This window comes from Enterococcus sp. DIV1639a, from assembly GCF_050530445.1.
In the GTDB taxonomy this organism is placed as follows: Bacteria; Bacillota; Bacilli; order Lactobacillales; family Enterococcaceae; genus Enterococcus_B; species Enterococcus_B hirae.
The window spans coordinates 852,962-878,577 of record NZ_CP172886.1 but is presented as its reverse complement, the minus strand read 5'-3'; the positions used below and the strand labels follow the sequence as shown (position 1 = coordinate 878,577).

The window sequence follows — 25,616 nt, the reverse complement described above, 5'->3', positions numbered from 1 at the left end:
TATCATGGAAACTATCAAAAAATAAACACTTGTTATGAGTCTTCTCTCTTTCTCTGTTGAATATCATATAAACGACTTTTTCAATAAGAGAAAATAAAGCTTTTCCTGCTACTATAACAACTGAAAACAGATTAAACGAAAAAAGTTGAACTTGGAACAGGCTTTTGTTCCAAGTTCAACTGTCTATTTCAATCATCTACAGACAAACGATTATTTATTTTACCTTGTGTTTTTCATCAGATTACTTGCCTAATTTATTTTGACTCCTCTTAGATTCCTTTCGACCTTTCAATAGGAACAAGCTAACGAATACCACTAATAAAATTGTATATCCTAATTTTTGAATAACTTGGTTATTTTTTTCACCTGTTTTTGGTAATAAACCTTCCTTACCAGTCTCTTCACTAATAGAAGATTTACCTATTTCATTGTTGCCCTCTTGTGTATTTTTACCTTGCTCTGCTTTATTATTGATGTTTTTATCTTCCTCAGAGGATGATGCAGTTTCTTTATTCTCTAATTGTTCGATGGCCTGCACCAAATCGTTCATCACTAGTTCGACTTCGGCTTGCGTAGTATTTGGATCAGCTAACACTGCTTGCGCTGCTTCCAGCGCTTTGCGGAACACTTGCCAACTTTCTGCCGTATAACCACTTGCAACTCGGCTTTGGTTTTCTTCGACCAATTTTTTTAATGCTGTTTTGTCTACTTTAGTTACTTCTTGCAGTTGCTCGATGGCTTTTCTCACTGCTTGAACTGCATCGTCTACTTCGGCTTGCGTTGCTTTTGGATCTGTTAACACCGCTTGCGCTGCTTCCAGCGCTTTGCGGAACACTTGCCAACTTTCTGCCGTATAACCACTTGCAACTCGGTTTTGGTTTTCTTCGACCAATTTTTTTAATGCTGTTTTGTCTACTTTAGTTACTTCTTGCAGTTGCTCGATGGCTTTTCTCACTGCTTGAACTGCATCGTCTACTTCGGCTTGCGTTGCTTTTGGATCTGTTAACACCGCTTGGGCTAATTCCATTGCCTTAGTGAAGACTTTCCAACTTTCTTTTGTATAGTCGCTTTCGTTTCGGTTTTGGTTTTCTTCGACCAATTTTTCTAATGCTGTTTTGTCTACTTTAGTTACTTCTTGCAGTTGCTCGATGGCTTTTCTCACTGCTTGAACTGCTTCATCTACTTCGGCTTGCGTTGCTTTTGGATCTGTTAACACCACTTGGGCTAATTCCATTGCCTTAGTGAAGACTTTCCAACTTTCTTTTGTATAGTCGCTTTCGTTTCGGTTTTGGTTTTCTTCGACCAATTTTTCTAATGCTGTTTTGTCTACCTTAGTTACTTCTTGCAGTTGCTCGATGGCTTTATTCACTGCTTGGATTGCTTCGTCTACTTCAGCTTGCGTTGCTTTTGGATCTGTTAACACCGCTTGGGCTAATTCCATTGCCTTAGTGAAGACTTTCCAACTTTCTTTTGTATAGTCGCTTTCGTTTCGGTTTTGATTTTCTTCGACTATTTTTTCTAATGCCGTTTTATCTACTTCTGAAGGAACTTTGATAGTAATTGATCTCGAACTTCCTTTTAGCCCTTTGCTATCAAATAGAAATGCTCCTGAATCCATGGTAATTTCGGACTCTTTTTCGATAACCTCAATGATCTCTTTCTCAATCGAAAATTCAATCACCTTATTATTTTGAACAGGATTCGAAATTGACAGTCGATAAGTATCATTACTCAATTTTTCTGCAATAATGGATGCAGGTTCAGATACGTGAACAAAAGCTGCCTGTTGATTTCCACTCCAAGCATTCAACATGAGATAGTCTTTTGTCTCAATCGCTTGGATTTCTGGTGTGTTTGCTAACACATTATAGCTTTTATGTTGCGCCATTTCTGCCATTTCTTCTGCTGTCTTTCCAGCAACAGTCAAATACTCATAAGTATCATTTTGAGCGTTACTTCCATGATTTTTGATGATTTTTACAAATTCTTTTGTATATGATTGATTATTGACAAAATATTCGTTGATATCCAAATATTTGCCAGATCGAATTTCTTTTTGAACGTCAACGTTCGACATGGTATTTGGAAAAATGTAACCTAAATTATTGAGTGGATTTGTCGAAGTAAGATTGATCCAAGTAGAATCAGCTGTTTTCTTTTGGATAATTTGCATGTTACTTGAATCCATCATTCGATTATCAAGGATCGTCTCAATTGTCGCATTCGTTGTTCCGCTGATTCCACTGCCTAAATTAATCAATTTATCTTCTAACAAAAACCATGATTTCTTTGCTACCAAATCCATATTTTCATTTTTCTTATCTAAAAACATTCCGACTGCAGCTACTTTGCCATTATTCGATCCTCCCACCCAAGACTGAGGACTCTTTTTACCAGTAGAAGCACCTTCTGCTAACACTTTTGTGTCTATAGTGGTACCTGGTAAGCGATAAGAATCAATAGTGACCCAATAACCTTCATCAAATTGAGCGAGGTCACCGTTATAAAGATAAACCATCCCATCAGCCGTATGCCATCCTTTTTTATTTTCAGTATTTCCATATTCATAATTTCCAATACGACTAGAGTACATACTTATTCCGAGACTATAACTCTCGTTTTTTTGAAACACCCGATCCATTGAACCATAAATATTCACGAGATTTTGCTCTTCTTTACTAGTTATCGAAGGCTCATTCATGATTTTCTTAAGATCAATCAACGCTTCAAAGTCTCTTGGGTTTTCAAAAAAATCATAAAAATAACTACTATGCTCAAGCCATGCTTTAATAGACGAATCAATTTTCTTGCGTAAAATTTCTGGCGAAAATTTCGCTACTAATGTAAGATTGGCGATTGTTTCCTTTCCAGATTCAAATTCAGAGGTAAAGGGATTCGTCCCAGGAGCTCTAGAAATACTTCGTCCTGATACCATTGAGGGCATTTTTCCATTTACCATCAATTGTAAATAACCTTTATCGGTTACTTGAAACAAGTTATTTATATTGTCATCTTTGATTTCCCAATGTGTCCCTTGCAAAATCGTTTGGACCCGTCCAAAGCCTTTCAGCAATTCATTTCCATAACTTCCGTTATATGGGAAATGACTATGTTGGATTAATGAGCCGTCTGAATATAAGCCATCTCCTCCTGTCACCATTTTTAAAACGGATGGAACAGCGCTTTGAACTGCCTCTACTCGGGAATCATTTTCTAATAAAATGGCTGTTCCTAAGACGGTAATAGATATATCTGTTAAGTTCGCTCCTGTAGCCGTATAGCTAGGCCATTGAACTTTAGGATCTTGCGCATAGTGGTTTAAAGGTTCAACAAATTTAGTTAAGATTGCATCATCTTTTTCGATTAAATCATCATGTAATAAAATCAGTGTATCTGTTAATGGCTGTGCTGATCCAATTTGCCAATCCCACCAATTTCCACTCCAGTAAGTTCCATTGTAGTTTTTGGTTTCAATCATAAAATCAATTGCTTTCAAAATTTGCGTAAAAACCTCTTGATTCTTATGTAATGAACTCGAAGGATCATAATAACCTAATGTCAATTTTTTGATGTTGGTAAATTGAGTGGTATAGTCTGCTGATAGTGTGTCTGAACTTTTTTTCTCCCACAAATAAGTTCTATTTTCTGACTTATTAAGTGTTTGCCATAATTCTAAACTATCTTTGGCTATTCTCGCTCGATATTTTTTTACGTCCGAATCCTGATCAAATTCTTCATGATCTTCTTTAGATCCTAGCAAGCGTGCTTTCCATCTCTCACGCATTTCACGATACTCTGCTTTTTCTTGAATAACCGTAACTGGAATCGTATCACTTAAATCCGTATTTTTGATTCTCACAGTCATCTTTGCTTCTCCGGTTTTGAGTGCTTTCATTCTTCCTTGACTGTCTACATTGACAATACTAGGATCACTACTGCTCCACTCAATTTGTTTTTCAGGAACTTGGACGCCTGTTGGTGTTAATATGTAAGTTAATTGTTTGGATCTTTTCTCGCTGATTTCGGCTGAATCAATCGAAAACTTTATCCCATCAGGTAAACGTGCTTGACGATAAGCTTCCATTGAAATAATGCTCGAACCATAATATTGACCATTCGTGTGCTTCCACATTTTTAGTTGTTGGTATTTAATATATCGAGCTGTTACATTCGCTACTTCAATATATTTTTTTGCTTCTTTCCCGCCACTTCCATGCTCCTCCTTATAGATGGATTGATAATTTTGATTGTCGTTAGAAACTAATACCTCATATTCTGGACTCTCCGCATGAAAGTGTAAAACCACCTGACCAATTGTTTTTTCTTCTCCAATATCAACAGTCAGCCACTGATTATCTGTTTTATCCGCTGACCATCTCGTCGATATATCCCCATCAACCGCTTTTTCACCTACAAATTGCGGATATTTCCAATTATCTCCTTGTTTCCCACCTTCTACTCCTGAGTAGGTAACATTCTTTTGAAACAAAAAATCTTCAGTATCTTCAGCACAAACGATTGGACTGTAAAAAGATGTAACAACAAGCGCCAATCCTGTTAAAGCAAAAATGATTGCCTTCTTCATTAAAAAATTCCTCCTTTAGTTAAATAGAATAGTCGATAAAAAATTTTAAGTCGTGAGGCAAAATGAATGATCATCAATTTTTTATCCATTCTTTGCAACTTTTGTACATACTACTTTTACTTGAGAGAACTACCTAATATTTGTTCTTAGTTTTTTAGTTTCAATTGAGATAAATCATTGGAAGAATCGCTCATATCTGCTTATTCGTAAAATATTTAAAATCTGTCTTTCTACTAAAAACACTACTTTACATTTTCCCCACCTCCTCACTGATTCACTTAAACATATAAAAAAATAGGCATGAAAAAACGACGGAAGACTCCGTACGTGTTTTCCATGCCTAGTATAACCTAGTCACATGAAACTTGTGTTTGCGTTTTCATAATACTCTAGCAAAAATTTATTGTCAACCAACAAAACATTTAAATATACTGGTTATATTATGTATAAGTTAACTGGGAGCATAGAATCTTATTGTATGTTTTAGTAATCTTTACAAAAGGGTAAAGCTCTGCCTCTCTTGCTTCTGACTACCCCTCAACTTAGGGAACCACACTGATTTACGTATCAACTTTGAAAAAAAGAAAAAAACATCCTTGCACAAAATCTCTTCTGTGCAAGGATGAAACATATCTTATCTTCTCGGCTCATTTTCATCAAAATCTTTATAAAATAAACGACGTTCCTCATCTGGTTCCACAATTTCTTCTTTAGGATCATGGAACACCACGCGAATTTTTAAAATTCTAGAACCTTCCATTTCTTCAGAAGTCAAGGTAATGTTGTCTACATCAAACGATAATTTTTCTCCCTCATCAGGGATCATGCCCAAAGCAGTGATTAAATAGCCTGCCATCGTGTCAACATCGCTCATGTGTAAGTTACTGTCAAATACTTCGTTGAACTCATCGATCAACATTCGTCCTTGGATCACGTATTCATGTTCAGTAACCTTTTCATATAATTTTTCGACTTCATCTGATTCATCATCAATTTCACCGACGATTTCTTCTAGTAAATCTTCTAAAGTCGCTAAACCAACGACTCCACCATATTCATCCAGTAAAATAGCCATCTGGTTTTGAGTTTTTTTCATTTCGTACAAGAGATCATCAATGAATATTGTCTCTGGTACAAATAAAGGTTCTTGCATGATTTTTTGAATATTTAAATGTTCAAAGCCAAATTTATGAGCAGCTTTCAATAAGTTTTTCGTATGAAGAATCCCAACAACTTTGTCTTTGTCTTCATTATAGACCGGAATCCTTGAATAATTTTCTGATAAAACTTCATTGACATTCTCTTCAACGGAGTCATTGATATCGATCATAAAAGCATCTGTTCGAGGAACCATTACTTCCCTAGCTACTTTGGTATCTAAAGAAAAAACACCTTGCAGCATTTCTAACTCTTCATTATCAAGTACACCTTCAGTTTCCAACATATACCGCATTTCATCTCTCGTCATTTTTGAATCTTCATCGTCAAAAGTCATTGGTGTGACACGAGCTAATAAACTAGTCGATGCAGATAATAACCAGACGAAAGGTTTGGCAACCACACCGATCAGACGGATGATTCCTGAAGTAAAGTTGGCTACTTCTTCTGATTTGTTCAAGGCGATTCGTTTAGGATACAATTCACCAAAAACAATCGATACGTAGGTCAAAATAGCTAAAACAATAATATTGGCAATATTTCTTGCTGCTACACTACCACCTAATAATGGTGCTAATTTTTCTGATAATGTATTGGCTAACGAAGCACCGGATAGGATATTGACTAACGTGATTCCTACCTGGATCGTTGACAGAAAGTTATTTGGGTTCTGCAATATTTTTAAAAGCTTTTGAGATTTAACATCTCCTTCTTCCGCTTTTTGCTCGACTCGATTTTTGTTGATCGAAACAACAGCAATCTCGGAAGCAGCTAAAAAAGCATTGATCAAAGTTAAAATGATCAGTAATAAAATTTGCGCTAACAGCGACTGACTCTCAGGGTCAGCATTCATAATCGCATTCTCTCCTTATATTTTTTAATTTTTTTGTTTACGATAGAAAAAAAGCGTGACTATAAAGATAGCCACGCTAAAATGTTATCACAAAGAATTTTTCTTTGCAATAAAAACAACTATGAAGCAATTAGTCGGAATTGCTGATACGTTATTCCAATGTCGTTGCAATTTTTTTCTTTTTTTCATTTTGCTGGTCTTCTTTAACAATTTTGATGACATAAGAAATAATCGTCTTACAAATGGCATAAAACGGTACACCTAAGAAAATCCCGATCAAACCAGCAATGTTTCCTGCTACTAATAACACAATGATGATCGTTAGCGGATGGATTTTTAATGATTTTCCGATGACATTTGGATAAATCACATTTCCATCCAATTGTTGAACGATCAAGACAACGACACAACAAAGCAGTGCTTTAACAGGATCATTGAATACTGTCACTAAAAATGCTGGAGCTAAGCCTAGGTAAGGACCTAGGTAAGGAATCAAATTAGTCAAACCAGCGATGACGCCAAATAAAAAGGCATAATTGACCCCTAGAATCAGATACCCCAAAAAAGTAAATGTTCCGACAAAAAGACATTCAATCGCTTGACCACTAATGTAGTTAGCTAATGTTTTGTTCAATTGACCAAGTAATTCAACAATTTGATCTCTTCTCTTTTCAGGAAAGAATTTCTTGACTGTCGGAACCATTTTTTCTCCATCTTTCAACATATAAAACAAAATAAATGGAGCTGTGATGATCACGATTGTAGCAGAAGCGATCGTACCGACAAGCGATCCTAAGCTGTTTGAAATCCCGCTGAGGAACTGTTGGATAATCTTAGCATAAGAAATATCTAATTGATTCAAATAATGATTGATATCTACCTCTTTGAAGATCGGTAGTTGGGCCATATTATTTAACCAAGTCTCTACACGACTAATAAAGTCAGGAATATTCGATGCGATGGATGAAATTTGTTGGATCAAGCTAGGAATCACGCTGAGCAAAATCCAGATGATCGCTGCGACAAGCAAAAGTAATACGATTGCTACCGCCCAAATGCGTTTGATTTTGATCTTCATCAATAGTTTGACAATAGGATTCAACAAATAATACAAAAATCCAGCAATCAAGACTGGTGCGAATAATGTTGAGAAAAACGTTCCAATTGGTTGAAAGATAAAATTGATTTTTGAAGAAACCAAGATCAACGTGGCGATAATGAGTAATTCGCAAGACCAAAACATCAATTTTGATTGTTTCAATTTTTCAAACAATATACTTCCTCCTTTCGTCTTTTTTACTAGTATATATTATTTGTGTGAAAATTTCTTTTATTCTTACTGCTATTTGTTTTTTTATCCACTTTTCATTTTATTTTCTTTACAGTATACTAAACGAATGAAAGGTGGGTTTCGGATGAAAGTCGTTCAAACAAAAGATACATTAAGTGATATTTACCTTGATGCCGTTCGTATTAGAAACCAAGTTTTTGTCAAAGAACAAGGCGTTCCTATAACTAGAGAAATTGATCAAAATGAAGCACATTGCATCCACTTTGTTCTTTATTCAGACCAAAATCTACCTTGTGGGACCGTTCGGCTATTACCATTAGAAAATGGAAAAATGAAGTTACAACGAATGGCGATTCTTGCAGATTATCGTCATCAAGGATTAGGTCAAATTTTAGTAGCTGAAGCTGAAGCTTTCGCCAAAAGTCAAGGATACAATACGATTTTGCTAGGCGCCCAAGCAACAGCTGAGAATTTCTATAAAAAATTAGGATTCACTGCTTATGGAGAACCATTTGAAGATGCTGGTATTGCTCATATCGCAATGAAAAAAGTCTTTTAATTATTGACAGGCTATCAAAGCAAGGATCATCCCTTGTCCTTTTTCTTCCATCATCAGTGTCTATGTTGAAGAACCCATAGCAAAAAAGCAGTAAGCGCAAAACTTTTGCGCTTACTGCTTTTTTTGTTTACTTGCGCGACAATTGCTTGTAACGGTTATACCAAATATCAATATAGCCTTCGGAGAAAGGGCCCTCACCATTATTGATCCAGTCAACCAAGATCTTCACGTTTTCTTTTAGGATGAAGTCGATATCATTCGGATAATTCATCATTTGGCTATGCATCTCATATTCATCGACATCTAGTAATCGTTTCTCTCCATCAGGAAAAACTTTGATATCTAAATCATAATCAATATACTTCAATGCCTCATCGTCCAGCAAAAAAGGTGAAGCTAGATTACAATAATAGGAAACCCCCTTTTCTCGAATCATTGCTATTACATTGAACCAGTACTTTTTGTGAAAATACACAATTGCTGGTTCTCGAGTCACCCAACGACGTCCATCAGACTCTGTAACTAGAGTATGATCATTGACACCGATCATCGAATGCTCACTTGTTTTTAATACCATGGTATCACGCCACGTTCGATGCAATTTGCCGTCATGTTTGTAACTTTGGATCGTTACAAACTCACCTTCTTTTGGGACTCCCATAGCAACCCTTCCTTACGCAGCATCTCATGCTTTGTGTTTGGGTGTTCATTACACCGACATCGTAATTATTATATCAATAAAAAAGAGCTTTGCCTAGAAAGGATTACTATTGTTTCGATTTTTCTCTAATTGTTCGTTTAATTTTACCTGTACTTTTGGAAAAGCCACGTTATCGAAGTCTTCTGGTAATAACCATTGTGTTATTTCAGTTTTAGGAAATTTGTCATTTGATTGAGAAGGTATTCGACCGTAAAATAGTAATACGTGCCATTTCAAATGGCTAAAGATATGCGTTACCTCTCCCAAATGCCGCTTTTGCCAAATCAATTGTTCTTTAAAATGAAAGGGTAGCTCCGTTTCTTCTTCTGCAACTTTGTCTTGATCGAATAAGCTTGGTTCATGAGATTGAGCCCATTCAGCCTGCAACCATTCGTATTTCTCTTTTGTGACTTCGACCATCGGGAACGTCCACATGTTTGCTAATAACCTTTGCGTATGTCGTTCCTCAAAATAATAGGCTCCCGCCTCATTTTGAATCGCTGCACACACATAATAGACATCTTTTGGTTTGGCTTTCTTTGTTTTTACTGGAAACGAGGTTTGCTCATTTTTTTTGTAAGCTAAGCAAAATGATTGGATCGGACATGATTCACAATTAGGTGAAGTAGGTGTACAAATGGCCGATCCTAGGTCCATCATTGCTTGGTTAAACTCACCAGGATGCTTCTCATCAATGATCCTACGCATCGCCTCATCAAAAATTTTCCGACTAGAAGCTTTGGCGATGTCAGCTTCAATACAAAATAAGCGACTCACGACTCTCATGACATTCCCATCGATTGCTGGTTCTGGCAAGCCAAAAGCAATACTTGAAATAGCGCCTGTAGTATAAGGACCAATCCCTTTCAATGAACTGATTTCTTCTGGTGTTTGCGGCATACGTCCATCAAATTCTGTCATGATCTGTTGGGCAGCAGCTTGGATATTTCGAACGCGAGAATAATACCCCAATCCTTCCCAAGCCTTTAAAAGTTTTTCTTCTGGTGCCGCAGCTAACGCTTCAATCGTCGGAAACCATTCCATAAAGCGATAAAAATAAGCAATTACCGTATCTACACGGGTTTGTTGAAGCATGATTTCAGAAATCCAGATACGATAAGGATCACGATCATAGCGCCAAGGTAGATTGCGTTTTTCTTTTTCGTACCAGCCAACAAATTGCGTTTGAAACTGTGCGATTTCCTCTTCCGTCCATTTTTCCCATTCTTTATTCACTTGCTTCTTCCTTTTCTACGATAAATCGTTGGATCATTTCTAAATCAAATCCTTTTTGATATAAGCTTTGTTTGATTTTTAAATTACGTTTTTTCGGTTCAAATCTCTCATTTTTACGCCATAACTTGTCCCCTTGTGAAACTAATGCTTCATATTCAGCGTCTTCATCCGTTTCTTGTGGTAAATGGGCGATGGCTTGTTGGATCGCCTCTTGGGTGAATCCCTTTGTCATCAAGTTTTGTTGAATTTTTCTAAAAAGTTCTTTATGACTTTTCCCATGATTTTTATTGAATAATTTTTCTGCCGTTTGCGATGCTATCGCTATTTGTTCTTCTTCTGGATATTGCAACAGCGCTTGCTCTATGATTTCCGGTTTCAAACCTTTTTGTTGTAATTGCTGAGCTATTTTTTTTGGTCCTTTGTCACTTAGTCGTACATTTGTCCGCACGTAGCTTTCACCATAGACGAGGTCATTGATCAAATCTAATTCCTTTAAACGATCCACGATCTTATTACGGTCAGCTAGTTCAATCTCTTTTTCTTTCAAATAAGTTCTAATTTCTTTTTCCGAACGCAATTGATAACTTAGATAATTGAGCGCTTGTTGGAGACCAAAGTCAAACCCACTACTTTTCTTGATTTCCTCAATTGTTTCTTCTGTTAATTCTTGTCCCTTTAACAAGCGGTAACGCACCAAGATATCTTCTGAAACCTTCAAAGAATCCCCTTCAGATAATTCGACTTGATAAAATGGACCTTTGCCTTTACTGATCCTAGTAACTGTTATCATTGAGTTACCTCCTCGAACGTATATTCTTATCATAACATAGAAAATCCCCATCGCTATTAATAATATGTTAGAATAAAACCACACTATTAGAAAAAAGGAAGATACTTATGACAGAAACCATTGTCAAAAACGGCCAAACCATCCCTTTAAAAATCAAACGACTGGGTATCAACGGTGAAGGGATCGGTTATTTCAAACGTTTGATCATCTTTGTCCCTTATGCACTGCCCAAAGAAGAAGTCCTTGTCAAGATCACGAAAGCAACACCTCACTATGCGGAAGCTCAGTTACTCAAAGTCAAAAAGCAAAGCAAGGATCGAGTGGTTGCGCCTTGTCCAGTGTATTATGAATGTGGTGGCTGTCAGCTTCAACATTTAGCATATCAGGCACAACTTGATTTCAAAAAAGATTTGCTTATGCAAGCGCTAGAAAAATTCAAACCGGCTGGCTTTCGTTCTTACGAATTACGTCCAACGATTGGCATGGAAGAACCATGGCATTACCGAAACAAAGCACAATTCCAATTAAGAAAAAATAAGAAAACACAACAAATCGAAGCTGGGCTATATCAAGCAAATTCCCATGAACTTGTGCCATTAATCGATTGCTTAGTTCAAGAACCACAGACACAGAAAGTGATGAATACGGTCGTCGAGTTATTGAATAAGTATGACCTTCCTATCTATGATGAACGGAGCAACAGTGGCATTTTTCGGACAATCATGGTACGTGTTGGAATAAAAACGGGTGAATTACAAGTTGTATTTATTACTCGCAGTCAAAAATTTCCACAAAAAAATGCAATCATCCGTGACATTAACCAACAATTGCCAGAGGTTGTTTCAATCATGCAAAATGTTCAACCTGCTAAAACTTCTCTCGTAATGGGCGATGAAACAATCCACCTTTGGGGAAAAGATGCTATTGAAGAACATCTCAATGAAGTTACTTTTGATCTCTCACCACGAGCTTTTTTCCAGCTGAATCCGCAACAAACAGAAGTCCTTTATAATGAAGGAATCAAAGCACTCGCGATCCAACCAAATGAAACGATCGTAGATGCTTACTGTGGTGTGGGAACGATTGGTTTAAGTGTAGCAAAACAAGCGAAAGAAATCCGTGGAATGGATGTAATTCCTCAGGCTATTGATGATGCACGTAAAAACGCTCAACGTTTAGGGTATACTAATACCCATTATGAAGTTGGAACTGCTGAAGAATTATTACCAAAATGGCTTGAAGAAGGATTTGAACCAGATGGGATCATTGTCGATCCCCCTCGTACAGGGCTTGATCCCCAGTTGATTCAATCGATCCTCAACTATCCGCCAACGAAATTAGTGTATATTTCCTGCAACGTCTCAACCTTAGCACGAGATCTGGGACAATTAAGTAAGAAATTCAAAGTGGAATATTTGCAGTCAGTGGATATGTTTCCCCAAACGGCTCGATGTGAAGTCGTTGTAAAATTGACTAGAAGATCAAGTGTTACCAGCAAAAACTAGCTGAACTTTTTTCGGTACTTTTTCTGCTCGTCTGACTTAACCCAACCTAAGTAAATAAAAAACATCCAAAACACAGCTCTGTGTTTTGGATGTTTTTGTTATGCAATAGTTCATGATTGTCCACTTTTTTAACTCTTACTAATTCAATTTATCCACTAAATATTTACTTTTTGATACTTTTTAATGCACGAAACAATGTCTGGGATTGTCCTTTGAATGACATGACTTGTTCAAATATATCTTCCCCATCATTCAGCATCTTTACGGTGGTCCACCCTAGTGATTCGGTGATGGCACTTGCAACAGTGGCATTGATCGCTGCCCCTGTAACAGTTCCAACTGCTGGTACAAATTTGACAATATTTCCGACAGTACTTCTTCCTAAACTGACTACTACAAGTTCTTTAGAAACACTTTTCCCTAAACTTTCTGACCAAGGTTGTCCAAAAAGTTTATGTAGCCGAGCCACCATAGTCAATTGAACTGGAACTAATAAAAACGCATCTGAAAAAGGGATCGGAGAGCAACCGATGATTGCAGCTGTTAACGAAGCCGCGTGAATGATCCTATGACTTTTTTTGCGTGTCGTTTCATCGACTCCTTTTAAAAAATCTTTAAATACATGATCAAATTTTGCTTGATTTTTTGCAAGGATTTTTTCTGCTACGATTTTCGATTGGTCATAAGCATTAAGGATCACTCTAGCTGATTTTTGTGGCATTTTTTTTAACACTTCAGCAAAGAAAGAGTCGAACTCTTGCTGGTCAAGTGTTTCTTTAGCAAGTGGTGCAACATGATTAGTTTCATCGCTTGTATCTTGCGTATTCTTCTTAAAAAATCTCATCATACTTTTCCCCCTACTAAAAACTACCAATACTCCATTTAATGAAGCATTGTTGTAGCTCTATCATACATTAAACCTTTCCTTAACCAAAATCATTCACTCATGAACAAAAGAAGGTTGAAACAACAATGTTTAGCATCAATAATTTAGAACGAATTTCCGAAAACTGCTTCTCAAATTTAAAGATGAAAATCTCGAAACAGCCCCCCATGTTTTGAGATTTTTTGACTTATCGCCGAAGGTCAGCTCTTTGAACGCCGTGAATCAGAGGTCGTGAAAGAAGCGATCAGCTCCGAGCAAATAAGAGAGGATTTTTTAAAATAGCTCCTCATATTTTAGAAAATCATCGCTTATTGTTGAGGAGTTGCTTCTTGAACACCGTGAATCAGAGGTCGTGAAAACATCGGGTAGCTCTGATGACAATAAGAAAGAATTTTTTGAAACAGCTTCTCACGTTTTGAAAAATTCAGGCTTATTTCGAGGATCTGATGATTGAACACCATTTACACATTTTGAGAAATAAAGAGACTGAAGCAAGTTTTGCCTCAGTCTCCTACACTTGTCTTTGAATAATTGGTATTTCTAGCACAGATTCGCTGAAATTGAACCCAAAAGATTCTTATGCTTTATTATTGAATATTCGCATCAATTACTTGATAAAAAGCATTGGTTGTATCACTAATATTCCATACAGCCAAGATCACGTGATAGCCTTTGCGATCTTTTGGAATATTGATTGTTTGTTTGACAGTTTGTGGCGGTCTTGCACCTTTGTCATCAATTTTTGATATCAATTCAAAATCACTGATTTTCAATGGTGCATTAGGATTCCAACCAGTTTTAGTGATATAGTAATCCCAAGTACTTGTACTATGCTGCGCAGTTAAAAACCAAGTAATATTCAAGTTACCAGTATTGATGATATTTTTATGCCATCTAGTTGCTGTTTGCTCATCTAGTGGCTCAAATCCAGTAACCCCAGCACTTGCTATTTTCCCATCGATAAAGGTATTTTTTGGTGCTTCAATACTTTGTGGCTCCCACTCTGCTCGTCCAACATTTTGGTTCAAATTACCAGCTGCTGCGGTTCCGAAATAAGCACGACTTCCAGGTGAGGTAATATAGCCATGAGCATAGCCAGATGCACCGAATCCAAACAAACCTAACATAACAACGCCAACAAACATTAAGCTATTAACCTTTTTCATGATGAACCTCCCATTCATTGATAGGTTCATTGTAAGCGCTTTTAAGAAAAGAATCAAACATTATGCTTTTATAACTTTTAATAGATTCTTACCCATAATGCTTCTGTAATATCTGGTTCCCATCCCTCAGTAGCTGGATGTGGTTGAATACAACGATAACGATGTCCCTTATAGGTAACGATATCGCCTATTTTATATGATTTTCCGATAACCCAAGTATCACCTTGCGTACTTTCACTTGTGGTTTTCACTGAGATTGCTTGGCTAAAGTCAGAGGTTCCTGCAGCGTTAACTGCTTTAACTTTATAGATGTAGGTTGTATTTGCTTGTAAATTTTGATCTTTAAATGTATTCGTTGCACTTGTTGCGATGCGAATATTGTTTCGATAAACTTCATAATGAGTGACTTTTTCTTGTGAAGCATTATTAGTCCAGTTTAAAGTCACTGAATTTTGCGTAACATTACTACTAGTTAAATTTACCGGAATTGATGGTTTAGTTAGCGTTTCTACTGGGTCATTTTCTCCACCAGTCGTTCCATCAGTGAATTGTTGGGCAACAGTTAAGAACTCATATTGATTTTTGACTTGACCTTGACCACCATCGACCATGGCATCACGGTTCATTGACCAATAAGAAACCATCCCGAGTTTTCTTGATTTTGCATGTTGGACGATTTTATTGAACATATCAGTTGTAAAGTATGGATGTGTGTCTCCTTCAAATCCAACGGAAGGGGTTGTTCCTAATTTAGCATAAGCTTGAGCATCAGTTAACGTTTTGTTCGCATAACGTTTGTAGTAATCTTGTAATTGTTTTTTCGTATTGTCCACTGCATCTAGTGAACCTTGCGCATAATCGGGAACAACGCTACCGTAACACATCGTCATGATATTAACGGTAGTTAGATCAACACCTGCCTCAAGATAGGCTTGCAAGACAGATAAACCTGTAGATACCAATCCAAAGTCCATCACTGGTAATGTAAGGGTCACACTAACACCTGTTTCATCTTGGACTTTTTTAATCGCTTTAGCATTAGCTAAATTATGCGCATAATTCATTACCCCAGCTTCTACGTCGAAATCAACACGAGTTAATCCATAACCATCAATAATTTCTTTATAAGCATTTGCTAAAATGGTTGAATCTTGTGTTGTTTCCCAAAATGCGCCAGAATTTAGGCCACCAAATGATACAGCAACATCACCACCAACTTCTCTTAATTCACGAATGGATTTTTTGATTCCTTCATATTGCCATTGATCGCTATCACTTTCGCTTAAGCCTCCAAATCCACCCCAGGCCCAGTCGATCTTACCATTTTTAATACCTCTTGATTGCATGAATCCTAAATTGAAGAATTTTTGTCCAGTGCTTTTTGCCACTGCAGCTAAATTAAGCGCTCCGTTATTTGATAGATTGCTGCCTGAAACATATGCCGTCATATCGACAAATGGTGCTACTACTTGATCCGCCCATTTGATCCCTTGACCAACGCCAAAACCAGCTTGCTTGTTCGTACTTTGTTCTGTCGCAAATGCCTCTTCCATATTCAATAATAATGGCGCAATCATCAGACTACAAAGAGCTGCTCCCGCTAACATTTTTTTGATTCTTTTATTTCCCATATCTTCTTCTCCTCTCGTGATCAGTGCTATTATCATCTATTTTGTAATCGATTACATATATTATCTTATCAGATAAATAACATCAAAAATAACAATAAATTTGACAATTAACGTTATTTAATCTAATTGACTATTTTCTTTAATAATGTTCGGAGTTACAACATTACAATGGCAATGATTTTCATTATCCAATAAGAGATAGGGGTTAATATTCTAATATAATAACTGATTTAAAATAACTAAACCAAAAGTATAACCTTCCAAATCAAATTCAAGTATGTTTAAAACGTTCATGGTAAACTAGAATTATAGAAAGGAGTTAAAACAATATGGCTATACTGAAAGATTATCGTTTTTGGGTTTGTACTGTTGGCATAGTGATTTTAGGTTTCTTATCGGGGATACTAAGTGGTAATCCAGGTAGTTATTATTATTCACTTGAGCTACCTCCTTTTGCACCACCTAGTTGGATCTTTGGTCCTATGTGGACAGTGCTATATATTTTAATGGGAATTTCGTTATATTTACTATTGGTAATGAAAAACAAAAGGGTCAAACAAAAATTAATTACATTATTTGTTATTCAATTTGTATGTAATTTTATCTGGTCTGCTTTGTTTTTCAACTTGCAAAACACCTTGATTGCTGCACTAGATATTACTTTATTAGTGATCCTTCTTTCCATACTGCTTTATCAACTATGGAACCACTATCGCTTAGTGATGTGGTTACTGGTACCATATTATCTCTGGGTATTATTTGCTACGCTTCTCAACTATTCTATTTTATTTTTAAACTAGTAAAAAAGCATCCGCACAGTCGGTTATGACTGTTGCGAATGCTTTTTTTACTTAATACCCATTTCCATAATTATATCCTTGTTCATTGTTTTCTTGTTGGTAAGTTTGTTCATTGTTTTGGTTTTGGTTGTAGTTTTGGTTGTAGTTCTGGTTGTAGTTCTGATTGCCGTACTGATCATAATTTTGATCGGCGCTTTGATTGTATTCTTGATTATACTCGTTGTACTGATTTGTTGTTTGCGAATTTCCTGAATAAGTTGAATTATTCTCACTTGTCGCAGTCTCGTTCGAATCTTCAGCGGATTGCGAGTCATTGTAGAACATGATAGAAGCATTGTCATTTTTTAAATTAGGTAATGTCTTACTTGGTTTGATGTTTAATTGTTTTTTCAATTCGTTTTGGATACTTAATAAATCATTTTCACCTAAAATTTGATAGTAAATACTATCAATGGTTGCATCTTTACCTTGCAATTGATCTTGTTTGATCGTTTCAAATGCTGGTGTGTAATTAGTTGCTACATCTAGCATATCATCCCAATCTAGGTCAGTTGTGACATTTTTTTCGACCGCTTTTAAAATTTTCCGATAATTGCTGACACCATCTAAACTCAATACTTTATTAACAATTTTGGTAACGACTTCACGCTGTCGTGCTTGACGTCCGATATCCCCCTTAGGATCTTCGTGACGCATCCGTGAATAAGCAAGGCCTTTCTTACCATCTAATACTTGTTTACCTACAGGAACATGAACACCATCTAATGTAAAATCAATTTTATTATTGACTTCCACACCTCCGACAGCATTGATCAAATCTTCCATTCCATCTAAATTAATGGTTACATAATGGTCAATGGGGATATCGAGTAACTGTTCGATTGAGTCCATGGCCATTTCAACGCCTCCAAAAGCATAGGCGTGATTCAACTTATCAACAGTACCATGACCAACGATATTGGTATAGATATCACGGTCTAAGCTGACGATCGTTGATTTTTTTTGTTGGGGATTCACCGTTACCACCATCATTGTATCCGATCTTCCTTGTTCGGTTCTACCTAATCCGCCAGTATCCAGTCCTAACAACAGGACAGAAAAAGGTTCTTTGTCGTCAATACTCACTTTATCTTTACGCTTTGTTGACTGACGATTCGATCCCTTGGATATTTGATTGACTGTTTGGTTTGCTTCACCCATGAGTTTAATTCCATAAGCTGAGACTCCGCCAATAAAAACAACGAGAATTCCCAGTAAAGCTATTACGACTTTTTGCCACCGCTTCATAATGCACCTCTATCTCACATTTTCTTAAAATATTTTCTCATACAACTAATAAATCAGCAAACTACCTATTTAATCATAATAAAACTTTAAAAAAATAGTCGTGAATAAAAAACTAATTAATATGTAATTTTTTGAATTCTTAATTATCATACCATAGCATCATTACAGAGAAAAGCTTGAATCTAAGTATTTCAAAACGCTTTTATTTTTAAGCACTGAAATGCCTCTTACTCGTTCTCTTTCTTAATTACAATGGTCATCTTGGATCTGTCGTTTTATTTGCAAAAAAAGAAACGATGCCATTCAGCAGACATTGTCTCTTTTTTACAAATTGATACCACCTATTTTATACAGCTTTTAACTGTTTTTTATTAGCGATTTTACGGATGTAACGATCTATATCATGAAAATCACTCCCTGTTACAGACCCCTTCGCTAAAATTAGACTGTCTTCGATTAGTAATTCCTCTAGATAATCACTTAACTCTTGTAAAGTAGCGAACCATTTGAATCGTTGATCTTGTATTTGTTCTTCCTCAAAAATCTTTTTAAAATGCTCACCATAACCTAAGATATGATCTGCTCCACAATGTTCCATCGAATCTTTCAGTGATTCATGGATCACTTGTGCAGTACTTCCTAAGTCAGCAATCTGTCCAAGTACCAAAATACTTTTTCCTTGATAAAAGGTTCGAACTTCATCAAAATAATCGATAGCATTTTCCATCGCAGGCAAAGAAGCATTATGGGTGTCGTCAATAAATGTGAAATTCGTTCCATTCAAGGAAGCATAATTCGTTTTATCGAGAATCTTAGACAATGGCTTAAATGTAGTAAATGCTGGCAGATACGATCGAATGTCGCCTTTTATTTTCCAGACTGTCAATAAAGCAGCAAAAGCATTAGAAATCATACCTGCAGAAGCAACTGACAAGTTCATCGAAAATTCTTGTCCTAAAAAAGAAAATAAAATTTCACAATACTCTCTTTCTTGTCTCGTTTCAATTAAGAAGACATCCTTTGTTTGATCATACAAAGAGTACGTGAGAATCTCTGCTGTTCTTTTTTTGGCTGCTGTCATTAGAATCGCTAGTTCTTCCTCACCAATATCTGTATTGATGATTGCAGTGCCATCTTGCTTCAGTCCTTCAAAAATTTTTGCCTTATGTCGTGCCACTCCGATAGTATCTTTTAATGAACTAAGGTGTGCTTCTCCAATTGAGGTTACAATCGCAATCTCTGGTTGCACTAAATTAGACATTGATCCAGTGTCATAAGAGTTCAGCGCATTGACAGAGACTTCTAAGTTCAACATATCTGGCTCACTTACTAGCTTGCTTAGGTATAGAGGAATCGCAAAACGAACATTGTGGTTCCCACGATTTTCTAACACTTTTTCATTTTGGAATAAATGTGAGATCATCATTCGTGTGGATGTTTTTCCTGCCGAACCAGTGATTGCTACAATTGGTTGTACATAATTGCTTCGGATTTTCTCTGAAATTTGTAGTAAAAATTCCCAACTATTTTTAACAATAAATTGAGGCGTTCTAACAGCTGGGTCATCAATGGGGATTTCAGTAATGATTAAACCAAACTCATTTTCCCTTCCTTTGATTTGCTCGTTCCCATCTCGCCAAGCCACTGTCTTTCGATTGATGTAACTTCTTCTTTCTGGTGTCAAACAAACAAATGCTGTGGTATTATAATTGGTTCTTTTGTTTAAATGTCCAGAAAAGTACTCAAAGTTGTCAATTATTTGATCAAGATGGTCGTACTTTTGTAAATACGCACCATCGATATCAGCCAATAATTCTTGGATCTTCCACATTCTTTTACACCTACTTTGTTCTAGATTCTCTCTACCATTTTCCTCGTCTTGGTCTTGCTTGATTCACATACCTTGTTGCTGTTTTTTCAATTCTCTGTGGAGAGTCATCTTGGTCTTCTTCCCAAGGATACAACCCCTCTTCATTTTTTTGATACTGACTCCAATCATTTTCTAAAGTTTCTGATTGATGGTCTTTTTTCTTTTTCAGCCGAAACCCTAAATAGGAAAGACCAATCAATGCTAAAGCAGCAAATCGAATATAACCAACCATTATCTTCACTCCTCTTCTCTTTTTAAAGGCATAAGTAATTGATCAAACCAGATAGAAAATGCTCTGCATCATCTATTCTCATACGGAAACGATCATGACGCGCAAAAAAACCATATTTGATCACTTGCGGTTGTTTGAAAAACTGTGCAAACTCTGGAAACATGACTCCTGTTGTGATTTCATGTAACACTCTTTTTTTCATTACCGTATTGATTCGTGCTTTCGTTTCAAAAAATTCTTTCTCTATCGGAAAAAGCTTATCTTTTAAAGGACTTCTTTCTAATTTGCTGATCATTTTTGAGGCTGCTACTAGTAACTCAAGCATGGTTGGATAAGCTGTATCTCGTTGATCGATAAAGTTGATGTTGACTATTGCATTCTTAATACCAAATTCATAGTAAGTATCTTTTTCTTGATATTTAAGCATCTCATTCGTTGCATAACTTAACCAGTGGTCATGGTATTTTTGATAATTATTTGCGACAAATTGTTCCATCAATCCTTCACAAATCTCAAAAATCTCAATTTGTTTTAAAATCGCATGTGCTCTTAAGAGGGAAAACAGAATTTCACCATCATAATAAATAATTCTAAAACGCTCTTTTGTCATTAATTCGGCATTCAACACATGGATCGTCTGATCATCTGGAGTGATAAATTTTTCTGAAACAGTCGTGATTAAACGACTAAGGGAACTATGAAAGATGGTCTCTTTAGTCACTTCTGAATATTTTGCTAAAGCCAAGATTGCTGTCGCCTGGGCTCCTAACTTATACTCTACTTCTTTATTCAAGTAATCTTTAATCAACAGCTGACCATTGACTTCAGAAGTAAGATTTTCCAATCCCCATAGTAATCCTTCTTTGACTCGTTGCATCAATTCCTGGTCGGATAAATATTCTGCCGATTCAGCTAATGCGTACAAAGATGAAAAATGGCGAACCGAATTATACCCTTTTAGTAACTGATCATAGCAAGGATAATAGCCATAAATGAATTTACCAGTAGGAGTCAACTGTTTGGTTAAATAATTCGTTCCTTGTTCAATCACTAGTTCCGTAATATCATCAAGATTTTCTGTAGTCACTTCTCTGACTTGATTGCCATTGCCATAATCTTTCAAAGGGAATACTTCACCATTTTCAAAATAGAAGGAGGCTGTTTCAAAAAAATAACACTTTGAACGCTCTAAGTAGCTCAAATCACTTTCTTCACGTCCATATTTACGCTTAACATAGCCACGGTAATTTTGGGAATCAATGTGTAACTCAGGATGATTTTTTCCAACTATATGTGCTTTACTTGGTTTAATGATTGCATTTGCTACTAATTCTTCTTTTAAAAAACTTCTTTTTCTGATTCCATCTATTCGCAAATTAAAATCGATGTAATTATTCCTTTTTATTTTGTTTAACCGTTCTTTGACTTGTTGAAAATCAACTTGCTCTTCTTTCGTCACTACATCCAACCTCAGATACGTTTCTGTCTCAAAATGATAGGTTCGATAAGCTGTTAGAAAATTATTCCAAATTGTTTTTAGATTGTTTCCGTAAAATTCATAAGTCTTACCACGCTTACTAAAATCTCCTACGGATACGATTAATAATTTTTTCTCCGTATGAATGACTACTTTTTCAAGTACTTCTTGGATGGTTGCTAAATCATTTTTATCTGTTTGAACTGGCATAGACTCACCCCTATCAAGAATAAAGAGGTTATAACTACATCCATTATGATTTTTAAATCTATTTCTATAGTTATAACCTCTCCGTTAATTATTAGTTATTCTTTTTATTTCTTTTCATTTTCCAAATACCCATTCCCGAAATCAACGATACTAAGCCACCTAGCCAAGAAACAGATGAACTTACCGTATCAGAGGTTTTAGGATACATTTTTAGTGTTGAGCCGTCATGGTAATTCAATGGTTTTGTATGACTTGTCCCACCATAGTGCAAAGGTAATTGTGGTGGATTTGAACCTGATCCACCAGAAGTGTTGATCGGCACCATTCCTGGGTCGCCGTTCTGATCCGTATCTGTACCATTTCCTGCACTTCCCATGCCGGCATCCGCATCGGCATCGGCATCGGCGTCAGCATCAGCATCGGCATCGGCGTCAGCATCAGCATCAGCATCAGCGTCAGCATCCGCATCCGCATCGGCATCCGCATCAGCATCCGCATCGGCATCAGCATCAGCATCTGCGTCAGCGTCAGCATCGGCATCGGCGTCAGCATCGGCATCGGCGTCGGCATCAGCGTCGGCATCGGCGTCGGCATCAGCATCGGCATCCGCATCTGCGTCAGCATCTGCATCCGCGTCAGCATCAGCATCGGCATCAGCATCGGCATCAGCGTCGGCATCTGCATCGGCATCGGCGTCGGCGTCGGCATCAGCATCGGCATCGGCGTCGGCATCAGCGTCGGCGTCGGCATCAGCATCGGCATCCGCATCGGCGTCAGCATCTGCATCCGCGTCAGCATCTGCATCCGCATCAGCATCGGCATCAGCGTCGGCATCGGCATCGGCATCGGCGTCGGCGTCGGCATCTGCATCGGCATCGGCGTCGGCATCGGCGTCGGCATCAGCATCGGCGTCGGCATCTGCATCGGCATCGGCGTCGGCGTCGGCATCAGCATCGGCGTCGGCATCAGCATCGGCATCGGCATCGGCATCCGCATCCGCATCGGCGTCAGCATCAGCGTCGGCATCTGCATCAGCGTCGGCATCGGCGTCAGCATCTGCATCCGCATCTGCGTCGGCATCCGCATCCGCATCGGCGTCAGCATCAGCGTCGGCATCCGCATCAGCGTCAGCATCGGCATCTGCATCCGCATCGGCGTCAGCATCAGCGTCGGCATCTGCATCGGCATCGGCATCTGCATCTGCATCCGCGTCAGCGTCAGCATCGGCATCGGCATCCGCGTCAGCGTCGGCATCAGCGTCAGCATCAGCATCGGCATCGGCATCGGCGTCAGCATCAGCATCAGCATCAGCGTCAGCATCGGCATCTGCATCGGCATCGGCATCAGCATCCGCATCAGCATCTGCATCAGCGTCAGCATCGGCATCGGCATCGGCATCGGCATCGGCATCCGCATCAGCGTCAGCATCGGCATCAGCGTCGGCGTCGGCGTCGGCATCAGCATCAGCGTCGGCGTCAGCATCGGCATCCGCATCAGCGTCAGCATCCGCATCCGCATCAGCGTCGGCATCCGCATCAGCGTCGGCATCGGCATCCGCATCAGCATCCGCATCGGCGTCAGCATCCGCATCGGCATCCGCATCAGCATCCGCATCCGCATCGGCATCAGCATCAGCATCCGCGTCAGCATCAGCATCCGCATCAGCATCCGCATCAGCATCCGCATCGGCGTCGGCTTCTTCATCGTCTGGGATCACAGCAGCAGCTGGTAAACTTGGATTGTCATTTTCATCATACGCGATTAATTGGATGTCTTCTAAAGGTGACACATCTGTGGCTGCAATTGGAATCGTAAAGTTTCCATTTTCATCAGCCTGTCCTTCTGCAATCAAATTATTCTCTTGATCATAAATACGAACTGTTGCATTAGGATCTGCCATCCCAGTTACTTCATAACCATCAGTTGAGTTCCCTGTAACTACAACATTATATGGTGGTGTTACTTCAGCAGCTTGATAAAAAACTGGCGAATAGCCATCAGAGCTAGAGGCGATATCGATAGATAAAACATCTGCTTTTACAATATTTCCAACGAAGCCAGCTTCATAAGGAACAGACATATCTACTCCGGCTGCCGCTAAATCACTATAATTAGGATCTTGAATCAATGTCGGAATCGTGACCGTCGTTTCACCTAATACGCTCGCATCAGCTAATGTTCCAATCAATGATGACCCCACACCAACTAAACCTGTTGCAGTAGCAAAAGTAAGATTAAACGCTGGTTTAATCGTTGCGGACAACGCTGTATTGATCGTACCTGCTGCTATCGTACCAAGAGCACCGCTTCCTGCATTCGGTGTCGCTTGGATTGCTTGGACAGCATCATTGATTCCATCTAAAATTTCAGTCAGCCCTTCTCGAATAACTGTTTCTAATGAACCATCTAATTCACCATAGATATATTCGTCCCCTTGCATTTGAAGATTCAATGCTACTTCAGCTGACGTCAATGTACTAAGGTTCTCTAATAATGCTAGTTGAGCATACACTTCATCTAAATTGACTGATGCCAACGGGTTAAGGTTAACAATGTTTTCAACAGCAGACACTAGGGTAGTTACCGCCCCATCTACAATCGACAATAGTGGTTGTAGTTCTTCTCCTGGTAACAAAATATCTGTTTGGAAAGTACCCGTCCCATTTGGATTAACTAAACCTTGCATTTCAGTTGGGATTGCTAAAACTGCTCGTCTCGAGCCATTTAGAACACTTAGATCAATCCCATTATTAGCTGAAATAACAAAATCAACATTACGAGTCGTTCCAGCCAATGGAAAAGGTGCACTTGCTGTTGTTCCACTGGTATTAGACGTCGTTAGATTATTGAACAACTGGCCACTAATCAAGTCAGCATATACTTGTTGTGAACCCACAGTAAACAACGGTGTAGCAATTGAAATAGGTGCTGTCCCCAACAGCATCCCTGCAGCAATAGACGTTCCTACTAATAAGTATTTTTTGGATCGACGTTTAGCTCTAGCTTTTTGATCCATACTTTTTTTATAATCCTTTTTCATTTTTTCCCCCTTAGATGCTTCCATTATTTACTTATGCTTTATCCCCCACTTAATCAATCACTAACAACAATTATTTCCGCTAGGAACTGGCCTCCTTTCTTTTTGTCAAAAAGATATCTTTCTGAAAAAACTTCAGTTAACTTAAGTTACAAAGATTTTAGCAATCATTAAATTAAAAATCTATTATTAAGTTTTAATCTTTTTAAAATAACTTTATTATTTTAAAAATAAAAAGGAACTGTAGCAAATATGTAAAAATATTGCATAACATTTCGTTTTTATGCTTGGATAAATTATAATGTCATTAAGGAATTTCTCTATATATCCATTCATGAAAAAA

17 protein-coding genes are annotated in these 25,616 nt (G+C 37.7%); 3 read left to right on the top strand and 14 right to left on the bottom strand.

Annotated elements, in window-relative coordinates; all coding sequences use genetic code 11:
• Positions 1–241: 241 nt before the first annotated feature.
• From IGJ32_RS04020 to IGJ32_RS04010, 3 genes are all read right to left on the bottom strand, one after another.
• Positions 242–4,585 (bottom strand): polysaccharide lyase family 8 super-sandwich domain-containing protein, encoded by a 4,344-nt coding sequence (locus IGJ32_RS04020; RefSeq protein WP_430610822.1) that lies wholly within the window; start codon positions 4,583–4,585, stop codon positions 242–244.
• A 634-nt stretch (positions 4,586–5,219) separates the two neighbouring features.
• Positions 5,220–6,596 (bottom strand): hemolysin family protein, encoded by a 1,377-nt coding sequence (locus IGJ32_RS04015; RefSeq protein WP_342081548.1) that lies wholly within the window; start codon positions 6,594–6,596, stop codon positions 5,220–5,222.
• A 151-nt stretch (positions 6,597–6,747) separates the two neighbouring features.
• Positions 6,748–7,869, bottom strand: coding sequence for an AI-2E family transporter (locus IGJ32_RS04010; protein WP_010719694.1), 1,122 nt, complete (start codon positions 7,867–7,869; stop codon positions 6,748–6,750).
• A gap of 142 nt (positions 7,870–8,011) precedes the next feature.
• Here IGJ32_RS04010 and IGJ32_RS04005 point away from each other — a divergent pair, with 142 nt between their 5' ends.
• Positions 8,012–8,446 (top strand): GNAT family N-acetyltransferase, encoded by a 435-nt coding sequence (locus IGJ32_RS04005; RefSeq protein WP_010719695.1) that lies wholly within the window; start codon positions 8,012–8,014, stop codon positions 8,444–8,446.
• 127 nt (positions 8,447–8,573) lie between these two features.
• Here IGJ32_RS04005 and ntdP read toward each other — a convergent pair whose 3' ends face one another.
• From ntdP to recX, 3 genes are all read right to left on the bottom strand, one after another.
• Entirely contained in the window at positions 8,574–9,107 is a 534-nt protein-coding gene (gene ntdP, locus IGJ32_RS04000; RefSeq protein WP_010719696.1) for a nucleoside tri-diphosphate phosphatase, read from the bottom strand.
• A gap of 93 nt (positions 9,108–9,200) precedes the next feature.
• Positions 9,201–10,382: an A/G-specific adenine glycosylase gene (gene mutY, locus IGJ32_RS03995; RefSeq protein ID WP_081128626.1), complete on the bottom strand. Its 1,182-nt coding sequence runs from the start codon at positions 10,380–10,382 to the stop codon at positions 9,201–9,203.
• Positions 10,375–11,172 (bottom strand): recombination regulator RecX, encoded by a 798-nt coding sequence (gene recX, locus IGJ32_RS03990; protein ID WP_010738148.1) that lies wholly within the window; start codon positions 11,170–11,172, stop codon positions 10,375–10,377. Before recX ends, mutY begins: the two co-directional genes overlap by 8 nt.
• Before the next feature lie 107 nt (positions 11,173–11,279).
• Between recX and rlmD the strand changes: the two genes are divergently transcribed.
• A complete protein-coding gene (rlmD, locus tag IGJ32_RS03985) occupies positions 11,280–12,677 on the top strand; it encodes a 23S rRNA (uracil(1939)-C(5))-methyltransferase RlmD (protein ID WP_342081549.1) in 1,398 nt (465 codons plus the stop codon).
• Between the two features lie 163 nt (positions 12,678–12,840).
• Here rlmD and IGJ32_RS03980 read toward each other — a convergent pair whose 3' ends face one another.
• The 3 genes from IGJ32_RS03980 to IGJ32_RS03970 all read right to left on the bottom strand — a co-directional run bounded on the left by IGJ32_RS03980 (position 12,841) and on the right by IGJ32_RS03970 (position 16,360).
• Positions 12,841–13,521, bottom strand: coding sequence for a YcjF family protein (locus tag IGJ32_RS03980; RefSeq protein ID WP_342081676.1), 681 nt, complete (start codon positions 13,519–13,521; stop codon positions 12,841–12,843).
• Between the two features lie 629 nt (positions 13,522–14,150).
• Complete coding sequence (locus IGJ32_RS03975; protein ID WP_342081550.1) at positions 14,151–14,729, bottom strand: lytic polysaccharide monooxygenase auxiliary activity family 9 protein; 579 nt, start codon at positions 14,727–14,729, stop codon at positions 14,151–14,153.
• A 77-nt stretch (positions 14,730–14,806) separates the two neighbouring features.
• Entirely contained in the window at positions 14,807–16,360 is a 1,554-nt protein-coding gene (locus tag IGJ32_RS03970; protein WP_373168994.1) for a carbohydrate-binding protein, read from the bottom strand.
• Between the two features lie 329 nt (positions 16,361–16,689).
• Between IGJ32_RS03970 and IGJ32_RS03965 the strand changes: the two genes are divergently transcribed.
• Positions 16,690–17,160, top strand: a complete 471-nt coding sequence (locus tag IGJ32_RS03965) for a TspO/MBR family protein (RefSeq protein ID WP_010719703.1) — start codon at positions 16,690–16,692, stop codon at positions 17,158–17,160.
• Between the two features lie 51 nt (positions 17,161–17,211).
• Here the strand turns inward: IGJ32_RS03965 and IGJ32_RS03960 are convergent, their stop codons facing one another.
• From IGJ32_RS03960 to IGJ32_RS03940, 5 genes are all read right to left on the bottom strand, one after another.
• On the bottom strand, positions 17,212–18,447 hold the full coding sequence (locus tag IGJ32_RS03960) for an LCP family protein (RefSeq protein ID WP_113820817.1): 1,236 nt from the start codon (positions 18,445–18,447) through the stop codon (positions 17,212–17,214).
• Between the two features lie 346 nt (positions 18,448–18,793).
• Positions 18,794–20,278 (bottom strand): Mur ligase family protein, encoded by a 1,485-nt coding sequence (locus tag IGJ32_RS03955; RefSeq protein ID WP_342081552.1) that lies wholly within the window; start codon positions 20,276–20,278, stop codon positions 18,794–18,796.
• 31 nt (positions 20,279–20,309) lie between these two features.
• Positions 20,310–20,549, bottom strand: a complete 240-nt coding sequence (locus IGJ32_RS03950; protein WP_034698894.1) for a hypothetical protein — start codon at positions 20,547–20,549, stop codon at positions 20,310–20,312.
• 22 nt (positions 20,550–20,571) lie between these two features.
• Positions 20,572–22,236, bottom strand: a complete 1,665-nt coding sequence (locus IGJ32_RS03945) for a hypothetical protein (RefSeq protein WP_342081553.1) — start codon at positions 22,234–22,236, stop codon at positions 20,572–20,574.
• A gap of 91 nt (positions 22,237–22,327) precedes the next feature.
• On the bottom strand, positions 22,328–25,276 hold the full coding sequence (locus IGJ32_RS03940) for an adhesive domain-containing protein (protein ID WP_430610815.1): 2,949 nt from the start codon (positions 25,274–25,276) through the stop codon (positions 22,328–22,330).
• Between the last annotated feature and the right edge of the window lie 340 nt (positions 25,277–25,616).